General features: G+C 47.1%; 19 protein-coding genes. 10 read left to right on the forward strand and 9 right to left on the reverse strand.

The features are described from left to right. Positions 1-85 precede the first annotated feature (85 nt). The gene (gene btpA / locus ACQ4M5_RS04480; protein WP_430674405.1) at positions 86-937 is read right to left on the reverse strand and encodes a photosystem I biogenesis protein BtpA; all 852 of its coding nucleotides are present in this window, start codon (positions 935-937) and stop codon (positions 86-88) included. 104 nt (positions 938-1,041) lie between these two features. On the opposite strand from btpA, the gene ACQ4M5_RS04485 reads away from it, so the two are divergent. After that, positions 1,042-1,779: a creatininase family protein gene (locus ACQ4M5_RS04485; protein WP_430674406.1), complete on the forward strand. Its 738-nt coding sequence runs from the start codon at positions 1,042-1,044 to the stop codon at positions 1,777-1,779. 258 nt (positions 1,780-2,037) lie between these two features. On the opposite strand, the gene ACQ4M5_RS04490 is transcribed toward ACQ4M5_RS04485, so the two are convergent. Both ACQ4M5_RS04490 and ACQ4M5_RS04495 read right to left on the reverse strand, forming a co-directional pair. After that, positions 2,038-2,415 (reverse strand): hypothetical protein, encoded by a 378-nt coding sequence (locus ACQ4M5_RS04490; protein WP_430674407.1) that lies wholly within the window; start codon positions 2,413-2,415, stop codon positions 2,038-2,040. 2 nt (positions 2,416-2,417) lie between these two features. After that, the gene (locus ACQ4M5_RS04495; protein ID WP_430674408.1) at positions 2,418-5,351 is read right to left on the reverse strand and encodes an ATP-binding protein; all 2,934 of its coding nucleotides are present in this window, start codon (positions 5,349-5,351) and stop codon (positions 2,418-2,420) included. Between the two features lie 532 nt (positions 5,352-5,883). On the opposite strand from ACQ4M5_RS04495, the gene ACQ4M5_RS04500 reads away from it, so the two are divergent. From ACQ4M5_RS04500 to ACQ4M5_RS04515, 4 genes are all read left to right on the forward strand, one after another. Further along, a complete protein-coding gene (locus ACQ4M5_RS04500) occupies positions 5,884-6,762 on the forward strand; it encodes a circadian clock protein KaiA (protein WP_430674409.1) in 879 nt (292 codons plus the stop codon). Positions 6,763-6,830: 68 nt separating this feature from the next. Next, entirely contained in the window at positions 6,831-7,148 is a 318-nt protein-coding gene (gene kaiB / locus ACQ4M5_RS04505) for a circadian clock protein KaiB (protein ID WP_068383805.1), read from the forward strand. Between the two features lie 124 nt (positions 7,149-7,272). After that, positions 7,273-8,829 carry a circadian clock protein KaiC gene (kaiC, locus tag ACQ4M5_RS04510; protein ID WP_430674410.1) on the forward strand — a complete coding sequence of 519 codons (1,557 nt, stop codon included), beginning with the start codon at positions 7,273-7,275 and terminating at the stop codon, positions 8,827-8,829. A 16-nt stretch (positions 8,830-8,845) separates the two neighbouring features. Then, complete coding sequence (locus ACQ4M5_RS04515) at positions 8,846-8,983, forward strand: hypothetical protein (RefSeq protein ID WP_430674411.1); 138 nt, start codon at positions 8,846-8,848, stop codon at positions 8,981-8,983. Positions 8,984-9,489: 506 nt separating this feature from the next. Here the strand turns inward: ACQ4M5_RS04515 and tsf are convergent. Both tsf and rpsB read right to left on the reverse strand, forming a co-directional pair. After that, the gene (tsf, locus tag ACQ4M5_RS04520) at positions 9,490-10,152 is read right to left on the reverse strand and encodes a translation elongation factor Ts (protein ID WP_068383799.1); all 663 of its coding nucleotides are present in this window, start codon (positions 10,150-10,152) and stop codon (positions 9,490-9,492) included. Positions 10,153-10,213: 61 nt separating this feature from the next. Next, entirely contained in the window at positions 10,214-10,996 is a 783-nt protein-coding gene (gene rpsB, locus ACQ4M5_RS04525; protein ID WP_430674412.1) for a 30S ribosomal protein S2, read from the reverse strand. Between the two features lie 159 nt (positions 10,997-11,155). On the opposite strand from rpsB, the gene ACQ4M5_RS04530 reads away from it, so the two are divergent. Then, the gene (locus ACQ4M5_RS04530) at positions 11,156-11,680 is read left to right on the forward strand and encodes a hypothetical protein (RefSeq protein ID WP_430674413.1); all 525 of its coding nucleotides are present in this window, start codon (positions 11,156-11,158) and stop codon (positions 11,678-11,680) included. Between the two features lie 185 nt (positions 11,681-11,865). Here the strand turns inward: ACQ4M5_RS04530 and ACQ4M5_RS04535 are convergent, their stop codons facing one another. The 3 genes from ACQ4M5_RS04535 to ACQ4M5_RS04545 form a co-directional block, all read right to left on the reverse strand. Next, the gene (locus ACQ4M5_RS04535; RefSeq protein WP_430674414.1) at positions 11,866-12,591 is read right to left on the reverse strand and encodes a response regulator transcription factor; all 726 of its coding nucleotides are present in this window, start codon (positions 12,589-12,591) and stop codon (positions 11,866-11,868) included. A 208-nt stretch (positions 12,592-12,799) separates the two neighbouring features. Beyond that, positions 12,800-14,662 (reverse strand): GTPase family protein, encoded by a 1,863-nt coding sequence (locus ACQ4M5_RS04540; RefSeq protein ID WP_430674415.1) that lies wholly within the window; start codon positions 14,660-14,662, stop codon positions 12,800-12,802. Between the two features lie 137 nt (positions 14,663-14,799). Continuing rightward, positions 14,800-16,308, reverse strand: a complete 1,509-nt coding sequence (locus ACQ4M5_RS04545; protein WP_430674416.1) for an ABC transporter permease subunit — start codon at positions 16,306-16,308, stop codon at positions 14,800-14,802. Positions 16,309-16,340: 32 nt separating this feature from the next. Between ACQ4M5_RS04545 and ACQ4M5_RS04550 the strand changes: the two genes are divergently transcribed. Together ACQ4M5_RS04550 and ACQ4M5_RS04555 are read left to right on the forward strand one after the other, a co-directional pair. Next, complete coding sequence (locus ACQ4M5_RS04550) at positions 16,341-17,168, forward strand: amino acid ABC transporter ATP-binding protein (RefSeq protein WP_430674417.1); 828 nt, start codon at positions 16,341-16,343, stop codon at positions 17,166-17,168. 81 nt (positions 17,169-17,249) lie between these two features. Then, a complete protein-coding gene (locus ACQ4M5_RS04555; protein WP_430674418.1) occupies positions 17,250-18,047 on the forward strand; it encodes a glutathione S-transferase family protein in 798 nt (265 codons plus the stop codon). Between the two features lie 211 nt (positions 18,048-18,258). Here ACQ4M5_RS04555 and ACQ4M5_RS04560 read toward each other — a convergent pair whose 3' ends face one another. Further along, positions 18,259-18,798 carry a hypothetical protein gene (locus ACQ4M5_RS04560; protein ID WP_430674419.1) on the reverse strand — a complete coding sequence of 180 codons (540 nt, stop codon included), beginning with the start codon at positions 18,796-18,798 and terminating at the stop codon, positions 18,259-18,261. Positions 18,799-19,221: 423 nt separating this feature from the next. On the opposite strand from ACQ4M5_RS04560, the gene ACQ4M5_RS04565 reads away from it, so the two are divergent. After that, positions 19,222-20,712: a carbohydrate porin gene (locus ACQ4M5_RS04565; protein WP_430674420.1), complete on the forward strand. Its 1,491-nt coding sequence runs from the start codon at positions 19,222-19,224 to the stop codon at positions 20,710-20,712. Positions 20,713-20,736: 24 nt separating this feature from the next. Beyond that, positions 20,737-23,010 carry a tetratricopeptide repeat protein gene (locus tag ACQ4M5_RS04570; RefSeq protein ID WP_430674421.1) on the forward strand — a complete coding sequence of 758 codons (2,274 nt, stop codon included), beginning with the start codon at positions 20,737-20,739 and terminating at the stop codon, positions 23,008-23,010. Positions 23,011-23,014: the final 4 nt, after the last annotated feature.

Raw genomic sequence — 23,014 nt, forward strand, 5'->3', positions numbered from 1 at the left:
AGCGGCTTTGCTGCGTTGCGAGTCCGCCCGGAAATGAATCTCCGGGCAGGTGAATGCGATGAACGATTACTTCTCAAACACTCTCTTAGAAGTTGTGCACCTTCACCGAAGGCGAAACTTTATCATTTTTCGGCATCGGAACGCCTCGTCTCGCAGCTTCCACAAATCGACTCACACGAATTGGATCGATCGAGTTTTCTCGTTTCCCTTGCCGCTTCAACGAACTTGAAACAATCACCCCATCTGCAACCTGCATCATCTGAGGCACATTTTCCCAATCGGCTCCACTGCCTACAAAGACGGGTGTTCCTTGAGCCGCATCCCGCGCCAATTCTAAATCTTCCAAGTTAGGCGGATCGCCCGTTGCCCAACCAGACAGAATCACCGCATCGGCTAACCCACGCTCGATCGTATCTTGTACCGCCGTGGTCAAGTTCACCGATCCCAGTGGTCGTGCGTGTTTAACTAATACATCCGCAAAAATTTTCACATCGCTGCCCAGTTCCCGACGGTAGCGCATTAATTCATGAGCGCGTCCCTCGATCAAACCTTGATCAGTCGCCATAATGCCCGTCCAGACATTGACACGGATGAATTGCGCCTGAACACAAGTTGCGATCGCTAATGCACTTTGAGCATCATTTCGCAGCACATTAATCCCGATCGGCAATGTCACCATTTGCTGCAACCGTTGAATAATCACTGTCATCGCGCTCACGACTGCCGGATCAACGTGATCTTTGGGAAAGGGCGCATCAAAGAAATTTTCCACAATAATGGCATCCACGCCGCCTGCTGCAAGTGCCGTTGCTTCTTGTTCCGCACGATCGACAACCGCCTTCAAACTACCGCCCCAGCGCGGGGAAGTCGGCAGGGGCAGGAGATGAACGACACCAATAATTGGATTTGGAGTTTTGAATATTTGTTTTAAGTCCACAGCGCCCACTAAACCGACTTTCTAAGCAACAGCAATATTGAAAATGATAACGCGATTCGGAATGCGAAATTCTAAAATAGAAAGTCCACCTCAACTTAAACTTTATGTTATTGCACTTATCGACCTGGCAAGAAGTAGAGGCATATTTAGCACGATCGACCGGAATTATTTTACCGATCGGGTCAACCGAGCAGCATGGTCCGACTGGATTGATTGGAACGGATGCGATTTGTGCCGAAGCGATCGCGAAAGGGGTTGGAGAGTCTACAGATGCTTTAGTCGCTCCCACTATTAATATTGGAATGGCACTGCATCATACAGCGTTTCCGGGCAGTATGAGTTTGCGACCGAGTACGATGATTCTGATGATTCGCGATTATGTCACGAGTTTAGCGAAGGCGGGATTTCGGAAATTCTTCTTTATTAATGGACATGGTGGAAATGTAGCGACTTTGAAAGCGGCATTTTCAGAAACGTATGATCATCTATCAGATTTGGGCATTTCGCACACGGTTCAATGTGTGGTGAGCAATTGGTACATGTGTGGCTCTGTTTATAAATTGGCAAGAGAACTGTATGGCGATGAAGAAGGATCACATGCGACACCGAGCGAGGTTGCATTAACGCAATATGTTTATCCTGAAGCGATCAAAACTGTGCCGTTAACTGAACCTGCGGCGAAAGGGCATCGAATTTATGGCGCGATCGATTTTCGCGATCGCTATCCTGATGGTCGCATGGGTTCAAATCCTGCTCTTGCCACTCCCGAACATGGAAAACAATTCTATGAGTTGGCAGTGAAAGAGATTAGCAGTTCGTATTTGGAGTTTTTAGCGCAGTAGAGGATTGATGATAAGCAACTTTCTCAGAAATAAGCTGCGAAGAACTTGTCGCTGCGGTGTTGTCCGCCCGGCGCTAAACCGTCCGGGCTAATGGGAGAAAGGAGGCTGAAGCCCCCTAAGAACGCAGTTTCAGCCCTCTTCAGAGGGGTTCCCTCGATTAGCCCGGAGATTTATTTCCGGGCGGAATTGCGGATGAACGAAACGCCAAAATTCATCAAACTAGCCGATTAAAGAACCTGTTCTGCCGCGAGACTTCGATTAATCTTCAGAGTCGTACCATTTCGGATCGTCGAAGTCTCGATCGAACTCCGCTTTACTTCCAAATCCCAATGCTTCGATCCGAGAAAAGGCAGCGTTCTCATCGAAATCACTCTCATCGTCTTCCCAAATGGCATCGATCGTCCATTCGAGCCATCGAGCAGGCGGCATCCAGCGACGAAAATAATCAATTCGTTCAGCTTCGGGGTAGTTCTGCTGCTCCCACCAGACCGACCAGATTTCGATGTGCATTTCACCGTCACCCATTCGCCAACAGAGACTATAGGGGTGTTCGTCCGGAAAAACGATCCAGGGCGGCGGAACACTGCCATATTCGGCTTCGAGTTTTTCGATTCCTTCTTGTATCCAGTCTTCCATCGTCAATCTGCCAAAATTTGATTCACTCGATCGAGTAATTGTTCCATTGGCATTGGCGGTAAAACAACCGTAGCGATCGTTTCGAGTAGCGGTGTGTTTTCTGGCTGATGATTGATAATGACGATCGCAATTTTGTCTCGGAATCGCTTCAGAGCGGCAAGCTGTACCAGACTCGATCGATCTAAATCTGAGGCATGAAGCAGGAATAGATCAATGCTTTGAGTGTCGAGTTTTTGTAAGACATCTTGCCACGATCGAGCAATCATGCCGCGAAATCCAGCGGTTTGAAGGTATTGCATCGCAGCCTGGAGCCACTCCGATCGATTCGCATCTGGAGAACGAAGTTTAAAGGAATCGATCGCTAAAACGAACGGTCGCCACGCAAATCCCGCTGCCACTTGAATCACTTGTAGTAGCGCTTCTGAGGTTTCGGAGACGGGCGCTAGACAAGGAAAAACAGATAGTCCTGTGACTTGATTTGCAGCTTGAGTGGTAACTGGATCAAGCGTGATGAGCGGCAAGGAAGCGAGAAAACTACAGTCACCTAAGAGTCTTAAATACCCGATCGGATCAGGAACCGCAGAATCAAGCAGCACAATATTCGGCTTCCAAACTTGGGCGAGTAGTTCAGCTTGATCTAAATCGTCGGCTTCGACAACTCGGTAGTTGTGACTGTGTAATAACGTGTTCAAATCAGCCGCAGCGGGATTACCCAACCGATTCAGTTCGCCGTATCGCGTGGGACTTAGGCGCAGAATGACTAGAGTTTGAGAAGAAGGTTCAACGATCGACATCACCGATTGTTCATCGGGAGTTAATTGATTGAGCACTTGTTGGAGCGATTTTTGAACGATCGGTAACGCGAGAAATCCATCGGCTTGATTGCGCTGTGCCTGATCTCGATCGCCACGAGTGCCCGTTACAATCACGGGAATTTCTCGCGTTTCGGGTTCTGCTTTTAACAGAGTCAGCACATCCCAACCGGATAACGTGGGCAGTAATGGATTGAGAAAAACGGCACAAGGTTGGAGACGACGCGCTTTCTCAACGGCTTCTGTCCCCGATCGAGCAATCACCACGCGATATCCAAGTTCGGCTAATTGTTCAGAAAGAAGCTCGATCGATTTCACCACCGCTTCGACTACGAGAATCAGACGATTATCGACAGAGGTTTTGACTCGCAGCGTAGCAAGGCTATTCGTCGGCTGAGGATGCGTGGGCGGTAAGAGCAGCGTGAATTCACTGCCCTGATTTTCTCTAGAAATAAAGGAGATATCGCCGCCGTGAAGTCTTGCCAATCGCTGAGTCAGCACTAATCCCAATCCTGCTCCTTCAAAACGGCGCGTCATCGGATTTTCAAGCTGCTGGAACTTTTGGAAAATGAGATGTTGTTTTTCAGAAGGAATGCCGATTCCGGTATCCCAAACCGTAAAAGCAATCCAACCTTCCCAGCGACTTACTTTTATGCCAACTCGACCCGATGGATCAGTGAATTTGAACGCATTCGATAGGAGATGCACCAACATTTGACGCAGGCGCAATTCGTCAGCGACTAAAGCTTCCAGTCCAGATTCGATTTCTAAAACGCAACTGGGTAAGCCCGTTGTTGCTTCTAGATTCGTTCTAGTTTCTGGCTTTTCTTCTTCCAAACAAACCTGTTGGGCTTGCTCGATCGCTCTTTCACAAAGTGATTTCACACTGACCGAATGTAGCGTTAATTCGATTTGTCCCGTTTCAATCCGCGTTAAATCGAGAATGTCATTGACGATCGACATTAAATGCCGACCGCTGCGGTGAATGAGTTCGGCATATCGAACTTGTCGAGTGGTTAAGGTTCCAGAAAGTTGATCTTTTAACAGACTGGATAAGCCGAGAACTGCTGTTAATGGCGTTCTCAATTCATGGCTAATGCAGGCTAGGAATTCGTCTTTTAAGCGATTCAGTTGAATTAGATCTGCATTCTTCGCAGCCAATTCGCGTGAGAGTTGACGCTGTTCGGTGACATCTTGAGCCAGTACAAGCCAGATGCCTTCTTCTGTCGCCCGATCGAGTGTCGTTGTTTCTCGATCGAAAGCTGCTAACCGAAACGCAGCATCCGACTCGATCGAGGTTTGATCTGAGAACAGTTCGCCAAGCGGAATCTTAGCAAACTGTAAAATTTGTTCCTGTCCGTTTTTCAATGGACACACGCAGATACAAGTGTTAGGAGTCGAGCCAATTTGACACAGATTTGCTGTGCCAGATTTTGCCGCGATCGAACTCGTATAGTCCAAAACTGTTGCCGCATCCCGTTGCAGCCACGCCGAATCCGCGACATCTCCAAGCTGTTCTGTCCAAACTCGATTTTGGGCAATCACTTCTCCCGACTGAGTTTGCAGCATCAACGGTAACGGCAAATGTTCGAGAAACTGAATCAGTGCAGATTTGCGATCGGACTTCGCTTCGTAGCCCAGTTCCGCAACCTGAAGTCTCAATCGAGGAACGCGCTCTAATTCAGCACAATTATCGATTTTGGCTCGATGCCACAAGGATTCAGAAGATCGTTTAATCGGTTTTGGAAGATTCGCCTGAATCAATTCCGACCACGATCGCAGCGCAAAACTATCGATCAATCCCACAAATTGAGCCGCACGATCGATTACTGCCCAATATCGCAGCGGATTCGAGAAATCAATCTCAAACACATCGATCGAATCCTCGATCGTAGGCAGCGGTTGGATCAGTGGTTCTAAATCGGTTTCTTCAAAACAATGCGCGTGTGCTAACAGAGAATGGGCGTGAAGAATGCCGATGGGAAACTGCCGTTCATTGACCAGCACTAAACGGTCAGCTTGATGTCGCCCCATCGTGTTGATTACCTCAGCCAAAGTTGCCGACTGTAAGCAAACGGGGGCAGACTCGACGAATTCACGAATCGAGGCTGTGGATGTCACCATCGCTTTATCCTAACGATCGGCAAAAATATCGCACATCAACCGTTGCTCTTGATCTTAATGGGTTGCCAACGGTGGATCACGGTTATCTGAGTTACAAAGTCAAGACTGAAATAGAAATTAATAAGGGCGAGTGTAACCACTCTTATGCAGGTATTTATATCTAGTGCGCTTAAATCATCGCACATCAAATCATTTGTGCAAAGAGAGAAGGAGTTTATGTAATCATAGTTAACGGTGCGATAAACCATTTAAAACTACGATCGAGACTCTGTTTTTCTGTTACGGCAAATGTGCTGTAGATTTTGGCAGGTCGCTCCGATTCAGTCCGCCCGGCGCTAAACCGACCGGGCTAATGGGAGAAAGGATGCTGAAGCACCCTAAGAGCGCGATTTCAGCCCACTTCAGTGGGGTTCCTTCCATTAGCCCGGAAATAAATCTCCGGGCGAAATACCGGGTCAACGAACACGCCAAAACACACCTAACCCAGACTCTTTAAAATACGATTTAGCTCTTCATTACTCAGGTTTTTGCCTTGACAGCCGCAGTTTCTTCGATCGCTCGCCCCCAACTCTCGATCGGGGTGTATGTTCAATCTCCCGATCTGGTTCGCTCGATCGAGGAAATGCTCGTGAATGACGATCGCTACACGATATCGATCGCGCAGTCTGAAGCCGATTTTTTCCAACTCACCGAACATCAGAAACAGCAGCTTGACTGTTTGATTTTGCAGGATGGAAAGGAATTAGAAACGGTGCTGAATGGGCTGAGAACCGAAGCCATTTTGCTGCCGATCGTGATTCTTCATACCCAAGAACGACAGCTTGACCTGAGATTTCTGTATCACACGGCTGAACTCTGGGTGTCCTTTAAAGAACTCGATCACATCGAAACCTGGATCGATCGAGCGATCGAAGAATTTCTCGAACTGTCTCCGGTGTGTCAATTACCCGATACAATTACGCCGCCTGACTTTACCCGTGATTTAATGGCTCAAAACTTTCTCATGCTGCAACAAAGACGACTCACCGATAAGCTTAAAGAGCGCTTAGGCTATCTAGGAATTTATTACAACCGCAGTCCAAAAGCATTTTTGAGGAACTTACCACCTCAAGAGCAAGCCGAGCTTTTAGAGCAATTACGGCTCGAATATCGTGTGATCATCTTGAACTATTTCCAAGACGATCAAGATTTGAACGAACGAATTGATAACTTCGTTAACGCTGCTTTTTTCGCCGATGTGCCTGTTTCACAAATTGTTGAGATCCACATGGAATTGATGGACGAATTTGCCAAACAGCTAAAATTGGAAGGGCGCAGTGAAGAAATTTTGCTTGACTATCGCCTGACGTTGATTGACACGATCGCGCATCTGTGTGAGATGTACCGCCGCTCTATTCCCCGCGAATCTTAACTTAGAATTCGGATTGTCTCAGCAATTAGAGCGATACCCTAATGAAACAATAGCGATCGATGAAATACATGAGTGCTTTGAAGAAAACATACGTCCTCAAGCTGTATGTGGCAGGCAACACGCCCAACTCGGTACGGGCGCTAAAAACCTTAAACAACATTCTGGAAAAGGAGTTTCAAGGCGTATATGCGCTGAAAGTGATCGATGTATTAAAGAATCCTCAACTTGCTGAGGAAGATAAAATTCTCGCAACTCCAACTTTGGCTAAAATTCTGCCTCCTCCTGTTCGTAAAATCATTGGCGATTTGTCCGATCGAGAAAAGGTACTGATTGGACTCGATTTGCTTTATGAAGAACTGCGCGAAGAAGAATCTGAGTCAGAATAGAACAGTTTGAAAAATCCAAGAAGCCGCTTTGTTTGCAGGTTTTGTGGTAAATAAGTGAAACAATCCCGTTTTAATCCTTTTTCATAATAAGGAGCTTGCTCCATTTGTTTGACACCCTAACCTTATGACTTCGAGCAATCCAACCGAACAACGTAATCCATCCGAACTAGCGGGTGTCCATAAGATCCGCACGATGATTGAGGGCTTTGACGATATTAGTCATGGTGGCTTACCCATCGGTCGGACAACTTTAGTCAGTGGGACTTCTGGAACCGGAAAAACTCTCATTGCCGTTCAATTTATTTATAACGGTATTACTCAGTTTGATGAAGCTGGGGTGTTTGTCACCTTTGAAGAATCGCCTGCCGATATTATTAAGAATGCTTTTAGTTTCGGCTGGGATCTACAGAAATTTGTCGATGAGGGAAAACTCTTTATTCTGGATGCTTCGCCTGATCCAGAGGGTCAAGATGTTGTCGGAAGTTTCGATCTTTCTGCTTTAATTGAACGCATTCAATACGCGATTCGGAAATACAAAGCAAAACGAGTGTCGATCGATTCTGTCACGGCTGTTTTTCAACAATATGACGCGGCTTCGGTAGTTCGTCGTGAGATTTTCCGCTTAGTTGCCCGGTTAAAGCAAGTCGGTGCAACGACGATTATGACCACCGAGCGCGTCGAGGAATATGGTCCAGTCGCCCGATTTGGGGTAGAAGAATTCGTTTCGGACAACGTAGCGATCGTGCGAAACGTTCTGGAAGGCGAACGGCGCAGAAGAACGATCGAGATTCTAAAATTACGCGGTACAACGCACATGAAAGGTGAGTATCCGTTTACGATTACGAATCAAGGCATTAATATCTTCCCGCTTGGTGCAATGAGATTAACTCAGCGATCGTCAAATGTTCGGGTGTCTTCTGGTGTGACTACGCTCGATGAAATGTGCGGCGGCGGATTCTTCAAGGATTCGATCATTCTGGCAACTGGCGCGACTGGAACCGGGAAAACGCTCTTGGTGAGTAAGTTCTTGCAAGAGGCTTGTCAAAGAGGCGATCGAGCAATTCTATTTGCTTATGAAGAGTCTCGCGCTCAGTTGTCGAGAAACGCCTATTCTTGGGGGATCGACTTCGAGGATTTGGAGCAGAAAGGATTGCTCAAAATTATCTGTGCTTATCCCGAATCGGCAGGGCTTGAAGATCACTTGCAGATTATTAAGTCAGAAATCAGCGAATTTAAGCCGTCAAGAATTGCGATCGATTCCCTCTCAGCTTTAGCACGTGGAGTCAGTAACAATGCTTTCCGTCAATTCGTAATCGGTGTCACTGGATTTGCAAAACAGGAAGAAATCACTGGATTCTTCACGAATACGACCGATCAATTCATGGGGTCGCATTCAATCACGGATTCGCACATTTCAACAATTACCGACACGATTATCATGCTGCAATACGTTGAAATCCGAGGCGAAATGTCGCGAGCTTTAAACGTATTTAAGATGCGTGGATCTTGGCACGATAAGGGCATTCGAGAGTACACAATCAGCGCTCAAGGTCCTGAGATTAAGGATTCGTTCCGCAATTTTGAGCGAATTATTAGCGGATCACCGACTCGAATTGCAGTCGATGAGAAGAGTGATCTCTCTCGGATTACAAAGGGATTGCGAATTGAAGATAAGGAATAGACTGAGAAGGGGTTTGATGAGCCGCGAACCTCGGATGATCCGGCTTAAAGCTCGATCGTTCCGTCTCAATGCTCGATCGATCAAGCTTGCTCCCTTTAGCGTTTCCTCTCAATGCTCGATCGTTGGCTCTCAAGCCTCAAATGCTGGGTCTTAACGCTCGATCGATCAGGCTTGATTCCTTCAGCGTTTCCTCTCAATGCTCGATCGTTGGCTCTTAAGTCTTGATCGATCGGGCTTGCTTCCTTCAGTGTTTCGTCTCAATGCCCGATCGTTGGCTCTCAAGCCTCGAATGCTGAGTCTTAGAGGATGTTTGAAAAGCAATCGTTCATCCCATTCACCCGCCCGGAAATGAATCTCCGGGCTAATCAGGGGAAGCCCACTAAACTGGGCTAAGAACTCCAGGTTGTGCTCCCAGTCCGCTTCAGCGGGGTTTCTTCCATTAGCCCGGAGATTCATTTCCGGGCGGACTGGCAACGCAGCAAAGCCGCTTTTTATACTTTTCAAACATCCTCTAAAACAAAATAGGCGAAGAGTTTAAAACCCCTCGCCTAATCTACTGTACATATTCAAGTGATTCACGCTTCGTTTGAATCGGCTAATGCCCCCTAAATCCCTCAAAAACGAAGCGCGAATATACAGAGTGAAGAATCCGATCGCGAACTACTTCGCGCCGCCCATTTGTGCAGCTACTTCTGCCGCAAAATCAGTTTCTTCCTTCTCGATACCTTCACCCAAGACAAACCGCACAAAGCGACGAATCTGGATGTTTTCACCCAACTGCGCCACATTTTGCTTCACCAATTCTTCGACGGTGATATTCGGGTCTTTGATGTACGGAGTCGGCAACAAGCACATCTCATTCAGGCGCTTATCAATCCGACCTTGAACGATTTTTTCCTTGATATTGTCCGGCTTGCCCGCGAGATCATCTTTGCCCATCTCGATCGCTTTCTCACGCTCGACGATATCTGCCGGAATATCAGCCACTTTGACGTATTCCACATTCGCACTAGCCGCAATCTGTTTAGCAATATTGCGAACCAGTTCTTTGAAGGCTTCGTTTCTTGCCACAAAGTCAGTTTGGCAATTCACTTCGACCAATACACCGATCCGACCGCCGATGTGAATGTAGCTATCGACCAGACCTTCAGCCGTAACTTTACCTTCTTTCTTACCAGCCGACGCGATCCCCTTCTTGCGAAGCCAATCGATCGACTTTTCCATATCGCCGCCGTTTTCGGTCAGCGCTTTCTTACAATCCATCATCCCTGCGCCAGTCTTTTCGCGCAGTTCTTTCACCGCTTTTGCTGAAATGTCTGCCATGTGCCTCAGTTCCCAATATCGTTAAAAGGATGGAGAAGAAACAAATCTTCTCCATATTGTCCTATTGTTCTGTGCTTTCTTCTTCTTCCGGGGCTTCCGTTTCGTCGTACTCGTACTCTTCTTCTGCGCCTTCGTAGTCGAATTCTTCTTCGGCTTCGAGTTGACCGTGACGACCTTCGTAAATCGCATCCGCTAACCGACCGACGATCAGTTTGATCGATCGAATCGCGTCATCGTTTGCGGGAATCGGCACGTCAACGGTATCCGGGTCGCAGTTGGTATCGAGCAAAGCGACGATCGGAATGTTGAGCTTGAGACATTCTTGAATCGCGTTGTATTCCCGACGTTGATCAACCATGATGATCACGTCTGGGAGCTTCCGCATATTCTTGATGCCGCCCAGATATTTTTGCAGGCGTTCCAGTTCACGACGCAGAACAGAAGCTTCTTTTTTCGGTAAGAGGTCAAGTGCGCCTGTCTCTTCACGGCGTTCGAGATCTTTAAGCCGTTCGACGCGAGATTTGATCGTTGCCCAGTTGGTGAGCATTCCACCCAACCAACGCTGGTTCACGTAGTATGCACCACAGCGGCTTGCTTCTTGAGCAATAATGCCTGCGGCTTGACGCTTGGTTCCGATGAACAAGAACTTTTTCCCTTGTTCTGAAGCCGTCCGCACATAGTTGTAAGCAGCATCCATCAACTGTGCAGTCTGCACGAGGTCGATGATGTGCACACCATTGCGAGCGGTGTAGATGTAGGGACTCATTTTGGGGTTCCATCTCCGGGTCTGATGACCGAAGTGAACTCCAGACTCAAGCAATTGAGCCAATGAAACAACTGGCATGGGTATTCTCCTAGTTCGGGTTTAACTTCCATTCAGGAGAGAGCGATCGCTTATCGCTTTCGCCACCCGAAATCCTGAATGTGTGAGTTTTGACAGCTTATCTAGGGTAACACAAGAACGAGTTTGTTAACCTATGAAAGGGTTTTGGGGAATAGAGGAATGGTTCCAACACAGATAGATGCAACGATCGCAATTTTGGGCGGTGTAATTACAGGGATTCTGGCGTTTCGGGTTCCGAGACAGGAACTCGATCGAGTTCCGCTGTCTGGATTGGTGTTGCTGTGGATTGTGTATGTGCTGATTGGGTTGGGATTGTCGATCGCGCGATTGTCGATCGGGTTTTGGATTGGCGCGGCTGCGATCGCGATGTTGGTGACGTTTGGATCGTCGGTTCTGTTGGGGCGGGCGGGATTAATCGCATTTGTGCTGGCGGGAATTGGGGCGGTGGCGCTGGGATTTGTGCGGGGACAGACTGCGGATTCGTTGCGGTTAAGTGCGATCGCGCTTACATTAACCGGAATTTGGTTGTGGGCAACGGGTGGCGCGAGATATCGGATGGAACGAGCGGGATTTCGTCGATCGACGGTTCAATGGGTTTTAGCGATCGTCGGTTGGGAAGGATTGTGGGTCGGTTGGTTGATTAATACCTTTCTTGCGCCGCAAATGGGAACATGGTTGAATTAGTCGGGCTTGTTCAGAATTTTGGGTTGATGAGAAACTGTCGCTGCGATGGAGTCCGCCCGGAGATAAATCACCGGGCTAATGAGAGAAACGGGGCTGAAGCCCCCTCAGACACCAGTTCCAGCCCGCTTCAGCGGGGTTCCCTCGATTAATCTGGTGATTTATCTCCGGGTGGGATAGCGGGCAAACTAACCGAATTTGTAGCCAAAACCTCGAACGGTAATGATGTATTGTGGCGAACTGGGATCAAGCTCTAACTTTTCTCGTAACCACCGGATATGTACATCGACGGTTTTGGAATCGCCTAGATAGCTCATTCCCCAAACTTGCTCTAACAGTTGTTCGCGAGAAAAAACGCGGCGGGGATTGTTGATGAATAGTTCGAGCAACGAGAACTCTTTGGGCGATAGATTGATTTCTTTGCCCCGAACTATCACGCGATATTCTTGCAAATACAGAGTGATATCTTGATATTGCAAAATTGGCGGTGTTTCGGGAAGTTCTTGCGATCGGCGACGCAACAATGCCCGACACCGCGCAATGAGTTCTCTTACTCCAAAAGGCTTGGTTAGATAGTCATCTGCACCCACTTCAAGCCCAACAACAATGTCCATTTCGCTTCCACGCGCACTCAAAATCAAGATCGGGACTGTATTTCCTTGCTGTCGCAACACACGGCAGAAATCTAATCCACTCATGCGAGGTAACATCAAATCTAGAATGATCAAATCAATCGGCGGATCTTCAGGCTGCACCGATTGTATGATGTCTAGAGCTTGCCGCCCATCGCTGGCAGTGAGAACTCGATAGCCTTCTTGTGTAAGAACTGACGCGACCGATTCCAGAATTGCAGTTTCATCATCGATCACTAGAATAGAGGCTTGATAGAACAACGGTGATCCAGACGATCGCATATTTGACCCACGAACAACGGTTTAGATCAGCGATCGACAGTATCGGCTGGCTGATAAACTGAACCCTCCAATACAATAAACAAACTCGTGGTTTCAAAGGTTAAAACTGATTTAAAACTAAATTAAGGTTTGATGATTTGAGACCACAGAGGTTATTGATTTGGTCGTGCTAAAAACATACAAACTAGAACGAGTATGCTGTACCAAATTACTGATTCAGGTAGTAATGATAGCGATTCTCAAGTTGTTCGATCGACAAATTCTGTGTCCAATATTCTGTGAGTGCATGACCAAATGCCCAAGCAACTCGATCGGGCGTTGAACTACTATCGATCACTAAGCTCCAAAGCGATTTCAAATCTAATGGTGTTTTTGGTTTCAATAGTGTGTAAAGATCATACGCCATTTGTAGTTTGCCAATGACGATCGGTAATTGTTCGATCGGGATTTGTTCAGCTAAAAGAAAGGCAAGCGTAGGGGAACCCGTTGCGATCGTAGAGATAAATCGCAGAATCGGACTTTTGAGAAATGCAGTCAGTCCTTGCGTTGTGGTCATTTGGAACGTATATCGATCGATAATCTTTGCAGCCGTGATTGTTCTCGCATCAATGTCTCGTAGAAATCGTGCCAATCGAGCTTGTTTCGCAGGATCAATGGTGTTTAGAATTGCCATTGATAAGGCATCTACTCCCCAAGCTTGTCGATTGTCTCCAGCAGTCACCAAGGGCAACACTAAAGAGCAAACATCTCCTAGAACTTCTTGACGATAGGCAACTGCTTCTCGGATTGAGACTTCTTTTGGTCGATCGCCAAATTGCCAGTTATACGGAGGATTCCATTCGCGAATTGGACGTAATCGATCGACTTGAGTTACCACTGCGATCGTGGGTAAAGTAAGCGCTTTTAGTTCGTTCAGAAAGTCCAAATCCATTCGTAAAGCTGGATCATTCGCGGGATTAATTAATAGAACTAAATCAGTGTTAGAAGCATATTCAAGAACTCGATCGCGGTATTCCGGCTGTCCAACTTGCTCATATCCGGGAGTATCCCAGAGCATTAAAGTTTCCCCGGTTTCCGTTTCCCAGTGATAGTCCTGAATCCGATCAGTAGAAGGAAGTGCATCAACCTGCGCCTGAGCTTCAACAAACAAAGTATTGATCACACTACTTTTTCCGGCTCCAGTGCGACCCACTAACAATAAACTGACAGGCTTTTGTTCTACAACATCCGTCGGATTCGCTTCTGCAATGATCTCTCGTAAAGTTTGGAACTTTGGTGTCGCAGGTGCGATCGCGTTTAATGCAGGGGGAGTTGTACCGCTGTAAAGTGAGATCGCTTGTCTTGCTAAGTTCCGTAATGCCGCTTCTCTTAGTAACTGACTGAGATTTCCTAATAGCTCCTGTGTTGCTTGACTTCCACTTCGCTGAGTCACTGTTTTCGTGACTGCAACTGCTGGATTTAAGAACCATTGCGCCCAACTCCAAGCTTTCAGTATCTTTCGTGCAGAAGGTTCGATCTTCTGATAGACTTCGTAAGCTTGAACCGCCTGCCCAACCGTAACTTGATTCAATACGGGCGAGAGTTGTCGCATCCACTGATCTAAGTCATCGACTGTTCCGCGCAACAATGTATAAGCTTGAGGAACATAGATATTGAGTAGTGGTTTTTGAGCTTGCGGATAGTAAACAGATGCGATCGCACGAATCAAACTCAGACATCTTTGCCAAAAAGTATTCCAATCTTCCCACAAAGGCGGATCAGACTGTGCTTCAGTGAGAATTTTTTGTACTTCAATCTCAACCTTTCGAGTGGTTTCAGTCGCGGGTGAATCAGTTAGCTCAGTCGCTTCTTCGGACAGTTCAGCCACGATCGCTTCAACTTGCTTTAGAGCAGGCTGCGTCCATTGAACGAGTAACCAACGCCAACCGAGAAAGATCAAAGCCACGATCGCCCAAATCCAGTTAATTCCCCATGCGTGAATTTGTAGACCTGCTGCAACGAGAAGGAAGCCGACCACAAGCGCGATCGGGAGTGCCAATACAATCCATTGCCAAATTCGCAATCGCACCATAGTCTCGGCTCCAACACTCGTCTTTTTCAGTGTACAGATTTATCTTGCAGAATCGATCTCCTGCACAAATCGAAGCCGCCCACCGAATTCTATTCGCCAGGGCATTGATTATCGTATGCTTCGGTATTGGTAGCCGTTTACTGCTGGACTAATACTCGATCGCTCTTTTTCGCGGTTCGTTTGTTCTGTGCAGGATTCATTCGTCGCTCTAAGTATCTAAAGCCTTGAGAAGAAAGCAGTGTCAAAGCTAAATAGATCAGAGCCACAAGCGCATACAATTCAAACGGTCGATAGTTCGCCGCCACAATCAATTGCCCACGTCTGAATAGTTCCTCAAAGCCAATCACTGCAACTAAGCTCGTATCTTTCAGCAGCGTAATAAATTGATTGCCGAGTGGTGGCAACATTCGACGAAACGCCTGCGGAAAGATAATGTGACGTAAAGTTTGACGGGAATCTAAACCGAGAGATTGAGCCGCTTCGGTTTGTCCAACCTCGATCGATAAAATACCAGCCCGAACTACCTCAGCAATATACGCCGCACTGTTCAAACTGAGAGCAACGATCGCAGCAACAAAGCGATCGAATCTAAATTCCAGCCCAAGCTCTTGAATGATCGCAGGAATACCAAAGTAGACCATGAAAAGCTGAACCAGTAACGGTGTTCCCCGAAAGAAATCAATGTATGCACCCGCAAGCAATCGTACAAGCTTGTTTTTGGACAATCGAGCAAGCCCAATCAGTGATCCTAGTACTAAACCAATAATGACTGAGATCGCTGCGAGTTGAACGGTGATCAAAGCGCCAGCAAGCAAAGTAGGTAGCGCAGCTTGAATCACAGAAAGCCAACTCGATCGAGCCGCTTGAGTCTCGTTTGGCAAGGTTTCTGGAAGCTGGGGCGGTTCAGCATTAAACCATTTGCGATAAATTTGAGCATACGTTCCATTACCTAAAATTGTTCCTAAACCTTGATTGATTCGCTCTAGGTTCGGTGAACCTTTTGGCGTTGGAATTCCGTAATACTCGGCTGTCAAAAGCTGACTGCTCACTCGAACGTTTTTTAAGTTGCCTGTTGTAAGCGCATATTGGAGAATTGGTGCATCATGAACGACTGCAACCACATTGCCATTACTCAATTCTTGAAGTGCTAACACTGCGGCATCAAAAGTACGAATCTGAGCATTTGGAATCTTTTGTGCGGCTTGTGCGCCTGTGGTTCCAATTTGAACCGCGATCGATTGTCCCTGAAGATCATCCAGTGAATTGATAGTTTGAGCATCTGCACGAGTCGCGATCGCAAGTCCCGCTTTGAAATAGGGACGCGAAAAATCAACGACTTGCGATCGCTGCGGGGTAATCGTAATGGCTCCAACTGCGGCATCAACCGTTTGCGCCTGCAACGCTGGAATAATTCCATCAAAAGTTAGGTTTTGGAATCTCACGCCAAATCCCGCAGCCTTCCCAATCTCGCGAATGATATCAATGTCGAATCCTTGAATCTCTCCGGTCGGACTGCGAAACTCAAATGGCGCGTACACAGGTTCAACTGCCACTGTTAAAGTGGATTGACCGAGAACTCGCAGCGGACTTAGAACAATCAGTAGCGTACAAAACAGAGCAAGACAAATCGATCGCAGCTTAATCATACGGATGACTTTGAATAATTTCTAATTAATGAATGAGTTTAACTTTCGATAACTCTGTCTGGAGTGGCATGTCTCGATCGCAAAATGCGGATATTTTAGATTTCATGAAAAATGCGATTGAATTTAACCAGGTCGAAAAAAGTTACGGTTCGTTGAATGTGTTGCAAGGCATCAGCGGCTATGTTGCTGCGGGTGAAGTCCTTTCAATCATTGGTTCGTCTGGCTGTGGAAAAAGTACCTTATTGCGCTGTTTGAATCGATTGGAAGTCATCGATCGAGGACAAATCGTGATCAATGAGTTGGACATTTCTCGTCCGAATCTTTCTAGTCGCGAACTAAAACAGGTTCGTGCCAGAATCGGTATGGTCTTTCAACAGTTCAATCTTTTTCCGCATCTGAGTGTTCTAGAGAACTTGACATTAGCTCCTCAGCAAGTTCTCAAACTATCGCATCGAGAAAGCATAGAGCGAGCGCGATACTATCTGCAAGAGGTAGGACTTGCAGATAAAGCCGAGATGTATCCTGAGCAACTCTCTGGAGGACAACGGCAACGAGTCGCGATCGCACGTAGCCTCTGTATGGAACCTCAAGCCATGCTCTTCGATGAGCCAACGAGTGCTTTAGATCCAGAGCTAGTTGGTGAAGTGCTTTCTGTGATGCACCGATTAGCAGAACGCGGCATGACAATGGTTGTCGTCACTCATGAGATTCAATTTGCGCGAGATGTGGCAAATCGGGTGATGTTCCTGGATAAAGGAGTCGTCGTAGAAGAAGGGAATGCGCGGGAAGTCTTGACTAATCCAAATAGCGATCGATTAAATACATTTTTAAGCAGAATGCGACAAGCTCAGATGGCATAGAGACGGATATCCCTACGTGTTCGATCGAGGATTTTAGCTCTATGTTAGAAATGGGTTATGTGACTTTCTGAGGAGAATTTTATGCTTGAGTTATATCAATTTGAGATGTCGCATTATGTTGAAAAAGTGCGATTGATTCTGGATTACAAAGGATTGCCGTATCGCAAAATTGAAGTAACACCCGGAATTGGACAGATCGAACTCTTTCAGCTATCAGGACAGCGAAAAGTTCCTGTTTTGAAAGATGGGAGTGAGATCATTGCGGATTCAACTGCGATCGCGGAATATCTCGATCGTAAGTATCCAGAAAAGCCGATTATTCCTTCTGATCCGAAGCTGAAAGGACAAGTGCTATTGATTGAACAATGGGCAGATGAATCGTTAGGGATCAATGCCCGTAAAGGTCTAATTGGATCAATTTCACAGAATCAGAACTTCCGCACTGCTGTACTGCCTTCTTCTACACCGGATATTTTGAAGAACTTAGTCAGTGCAATTCCTAGCGATCTTTTGGGTGTGTTAGGAACTGGAGTCGGCATGGGACCGGATTCGGTAAAAGAAGCGATCGACGCATTGAAACGTAGCTTTACTGCCTTGTCTTATACCTTGATGGAACAGCCTTATCTAGTCGGTGATAGTCCAACTTTGGCAGATTTTGCGGTGGCTGGCTTGTCGATGTATGTGAAGTTTCCTACGGGCGGATACTTGGACATTCCTGAATCACTGAAAGGTCAAGGTGTTGCGGGAATTGCAGATGTCAGCATTTTTGATCCGTTCTTTAACTGGCGCGATAAGCTGTATGCTGATTTTCGCAAAGCTTCGATTAGTAGCTATACACCACCGAGCGGAGCGGCTCCGACTTCGATCAACATTGATTAAGTTTGCAAATCGTGCCCCCTAGATTCCCCATTCTGGTCGCAACGGTGGACTTTGTTTATATATAGCGATTCTATTTGGGTCGTGGGTATTAGAAAGAGTGGGGGGTAGGGAGTAGGGAGTAGGGAAATCAAAACGGGAGCAACACCCCACTCCCCACTCCCTACTTCTTTACAACCATCCCTACTTCACAACTAGCTTAGGGTTGCTATATCTATCGAGTTACTGTCTCTGCCTCTCTTGCTCCGATCGCGGGTGGAGCTAACGCGATCGAGTGTTCCACACGCAGAAAGACTCGACCATCTGACGCAAACTGAGTTTTAACAGTCGCATTCGGTTGAAGCTCGATCGCACGATTTTGAGGTTCTGTCGTTGCAACAAACTGCACTTGATCAGACGGAACCATTGTTGCCTGAACTGTATTCGATTGCCAAGCTTCGATTGATCGACCATCCGGAAGTGCTTGATGCAGATTCATTTCAGTTTGCCATTGTCCATTTTTGACTTGAACTTGACGCTGAGATAGCACTGATCGGATTGGTTGACTGTTCAGAACACCGGATGTTGCACTCACTTGTAGCGATCGCACTGCTTGTACAGTTAGATTGGTTTGATCCGGTAAGTTCGTATAACCGGACAACGTGTACTGTCCTGATTTTGTCGATCGAACTTCCATCGTCATTTCAATTTTGGGCTGAGGCATCAACTGTGTGATCTGATCCTGCAATTCACAGCCTGTGATGCTAGACAGCATGATAGCTCCCAGGAGAAAACGAACCCCAAAAGACTTTCGCGTATTTTTCATTACAAGTACCCTGATGAGTCAAGTCAAATCCCTAGAGATTTCAGCCTAATTTTCGCAGTCTCAGTGGTGCTACAGGTAAAACTAAGCACATTTTACGCAGATTCGCGGAAAAAAGTAAAAAATTGTCCGCGAAAATACGTTAAAAAACGACATTTCTGATGTAAATATATTTAAGGCTAAAAATCTTGTGTTCCATCGATCTATCTCCTCTGAATAGCAAGTAACTCAGAGACAGTTCACGGCTTTTTCACGGTTTGTGTCTAAACTTACCGAAGTAGAACTCGTGCAATGTGCATTCGAGAGTCCTGAAAGTTCCGAACTGCGTCACTCTAACTTCCTGATTTTTCCTAAACATAACGGCTTTAGTACAGCATGTCTGACTTAACTCGTCACGCCATGAGCAAATTGTCATGGCTGATCGAAGTGTGTTGCGCTTCGATCGCTCTACTGTGCGTGAATGGCTTGCAAGCGCCATCTCAGGCTCAGTCATCTACCAACCATTCACCTGAATCTGCACCTCTCCAAGCCCTGGAAAGTCAGCAGATTGCTCAAGCTCAAATTACTCAAGCTGCATCTCCTGATCTGGGTTCATCAGTGAGCGAAGATGCCATCATTCAACAGGTTTCCAAAGGAGTTGCGCTACCTGCACCTGCTCGAACAGGTTTTCCTGCACCGGAGGTATCGACTCCGGTTGCAGCACCCCTTCCCGCATTGCAATCTTCCACAGTTCGCTTCACCTTGCCGGATCGATTGCACAGTCCTCCGATTGCTCCTCTGAAATCGACTCCGACTGCTTCTCCGCCTGTCAGTAAACCAGAAACATCTGCTCAACTGCCTGATAGTTCACCGACTCGAAATCCCCTCCGCACAAGTGCGCTAACCCCGCCAAGTCTTGTGTTTCAGGGGGTTTACTTGTATCAGGGGGATGAAACTTCAGCGCGGGCGCGTCTAACAGGAATCTATCCACTTTCTCCGAATGCGATCGTTGGTGGAACAGTCGATGTCGTCACGGGTCGAGCCTTTAGCGATAGTCCTGATGAGGGCTTTAATGTCAATGAATTGTATGTGGCACTCTCACCGCGAGAACTGCCAGGATTGCGCTTTGTAGTCGGTCAATTGGATTTGACTTCGTACTTCGATCGCAATAGTTTCGCCAAAGATGGTGCTTCTCAGTTCTTTAGTTCTGTATTCCAGACGAATCCTGCCCTGAGTGCCACTGGAATTACATCGCGTCCAGGTGCATTGGTCAATCTTAGTTTGGGAGATAACTTAGAGGCGAAAGCGGCTGTGTTCTCGTCTGCGCGGGGATTAGGTGATTTTTCGCTCGATGCCTTTGCAGGTGAAATCGGAGTCCGAGGCGGTAATCTGATTGTTCGTGGCACGTATGCGACAGCGCGTGATGCAGGGTCTAACTCAGGATTTGACGAAATTTTTTCGTTTAATCGCGGTAACAATGACTTTGGATTGCAGCGCGGCGATCGAGAAGAAGCTTATGGCGTGAATGCAGAGTACTTTGTTCCGAGCATTCGACTGGGATTGTTTGGGCGCTATGGGCGCTATAACAATCAGGAGCTAAATCGAGGCGGAGATACTTACAGCTTTGGATTAACGTTTCTCGATTTGTTCACCCAGAACGATCGATTAGGGATTGGTTACGGGCAAGGATTGTCCAATTCGAGCTTGCGACGACGCGACAATCGAGAGAATCCAACCGTATTTGAAGTGTTCTATGACTTTCGCGTAGCTTCGGGATTGAGACTCGGATTTTCGGTACAGTCGCGCAATGATTTTTCGGAAACGATCGCTGGGGTGCGCTTGAGGACTGAATTTGATCTCTTGCCCCGCTTTAGGACACCTGATTGAGTCATCTACCCTCGTCACGAAATCATGAGAAACATTACGATCGCGTTCAGTTTGGGGGCATTGTTTTGCTCTGTTCCAACACTGGCGCTGAGTCAAGAAGTTGCAGTTACGAGATCGAATGTCGTTCCGTCTGAGATTCGCCAAGGATATGTTCTGCTAGGAAAAGGCTGGGTGAATGATGCGATCGCAGTTTTCCAAAGTGCAGTCAAGCGCTATCCCGATTCAGTGGAGGCGAGATTGGGACTTGCTATCAGCTATCGTCGGGCGGGACAAGATCAAAATGCTTGGAATACTTATCAGCAAGTTTTGAGCCGCGATCCAAACAATCTTCTCGCACTCAAAACCGTGGGAATGTTAGGAGGCTTTCGTCCTCAGTGGCAAACTCGTGGAATTGAAGCTTTAACGGCTTATCTTTCACAAATGCCGAATGATGTGGAAGCACGAGAACAACGAGCTTTATTGTTAGGCTATCAAGGTCGATTTGCAGAATCGTTGGCTGACTACAATCAAGTCCTACGAGTCAGGTCTGAGCCTGCGACTTTGTTGAATGCGGCTCAAACGTTTACTTATGCAGGAGATGAAAAGCGGGCGGTTGAACTATTCGAGCAATATCGATCGCGGGTTCGTTCTCCGATTCAAGGCAATGCTGCGATCGCTTATGCCAGAGCTTTACGCGAAACGGGTAATACAACCGAAGCGATTCGAGTGCTACAAGCTCAACCTGATAGTATTCAACTGCGATCGGAACTGTCTCAAGCTTATTTGGACAATCAGCAACCCACACAAGCGATCGCGATTTTAGACACATTGCGCGATCGTTCAGATGCTCGTTTACCCTTAGCTCGTGCATTAAATGAAGTGGGTAAACGAACAAATCGAACCGAGTTTCTAGCTCAATCGGCTGAACTGTATTTGCAAGTTCTGAATCAGTCCCAGAATCCGCCCGCATCGCTGGTTCGAGAAACCGCAGATGTTCTCAGTGGCATTCCTCAAGAGCGACAGACAGCATTGCAACTGTATCGTCAATTAGTCACGCAAGAGCCAAACAATAAGCCTTTGATTGTTCAACAGTTAGCACTCGAAAAGCAGCTTGGAACTTTGTCAAGGCGAGAAGTTCGACAACGATTACAGCCAATTTTGCAGCCATTACCCACTGATTCGGCTCAACGATTTGCGATCGCACGTTCTCTGGTTCGGATGGAACCTGATCCAGAGTTTCTTCCGGTCTATCAAGAATTAGTTCGATCGGACATTAATGAGCCATTTCTACAGTTCAGATTGGCGCAGTTGTTGATTGAACGAAATGAGATAGATGCGGCAAAAGTGGCGATCGAGCAATATCAATCGACTGCGGCGGGAAAACGCGATCGCTCTCCAGAATTGTTGTTAGCCGAGATCGATCGACTTCAAGGCAATCTGATCGGAGCATCACAACGCTATGAGGCTTTGATTGCTGAACCTAGCGAAGTTCAAAACGGTGCAATTCGAGGACTGGCAGGAATTCGGATTGCTCAATTTCGCTACGGGGAAGCTTTAACGCTTTATGATCAATTGCTGGCTCGGAGTCCAGATGATCCACAGTTACAGTTAGGCAGAACTGCGATCGCGTATCAAGCTCGAAAAATCACAGAATCACAAGCAGATACAGTTCTCGATCGCTTTTTAGCAGCGCGCCCTGCTGATTCTCCAGACGAGCTTTACACCTTAGTCGGTGTGCTGCCTGCGAAAGAAAAACGCGAACCTTTATACACCGAACTAATTGAAGCTGATCCAACGAATGTTCCAATCCAAGTCAAGCTGATTCAAGTCTTAGCCGATCGCGATCCAAGAGAAGCCAGAGTGAAAGCCAATCAATTGATTGCAAAAGCGCGACAAGCTTCTCCAGGTGAAAATAATCCATCTTTGTTATTGCTACGCGGCAGATTGGAACAGACGCTTGGAAACCTCGATCGAGCAGAGGAAGCTTACCAAACGATTCTCAAATTGCAGCCTGAGAACTTAGATGCGTTGACCAGTTTGGGCGGCGTGGACTTCGAGCAACGAGATTTTGAATCCGCTTCTCGGCGGTATGACCAGGCACTAGAACTCAATCCAGAGAATGTTGGAGTGCGGCGGTCGATCGCGGAATTGTCAGCGGCTCAGGGTCTATCGTTTGCCGCAATGGATCAGTTGGAGCGGTTGAGAATTGAGCAGCAAAGTCAGGGGGCAGTCGATGGGGAGCTAGATCAGCGGATTCAGAAGCTCCAGGAGGATATGCTTCGACAGCGAGGATTTCAGCCTGCTTGGGAGCGGTATTAATCAG

The sequence above is a fragment of the Leptolyngbya sp. AN10 genome, from assembly GCF_050565645.1.
Classification (GTDB): Bacteria; Cyanobacteriota; Cyanobacteriia; order Leptolyngbyales; family Leptolyngbyaceae; genus Leptolyngbya.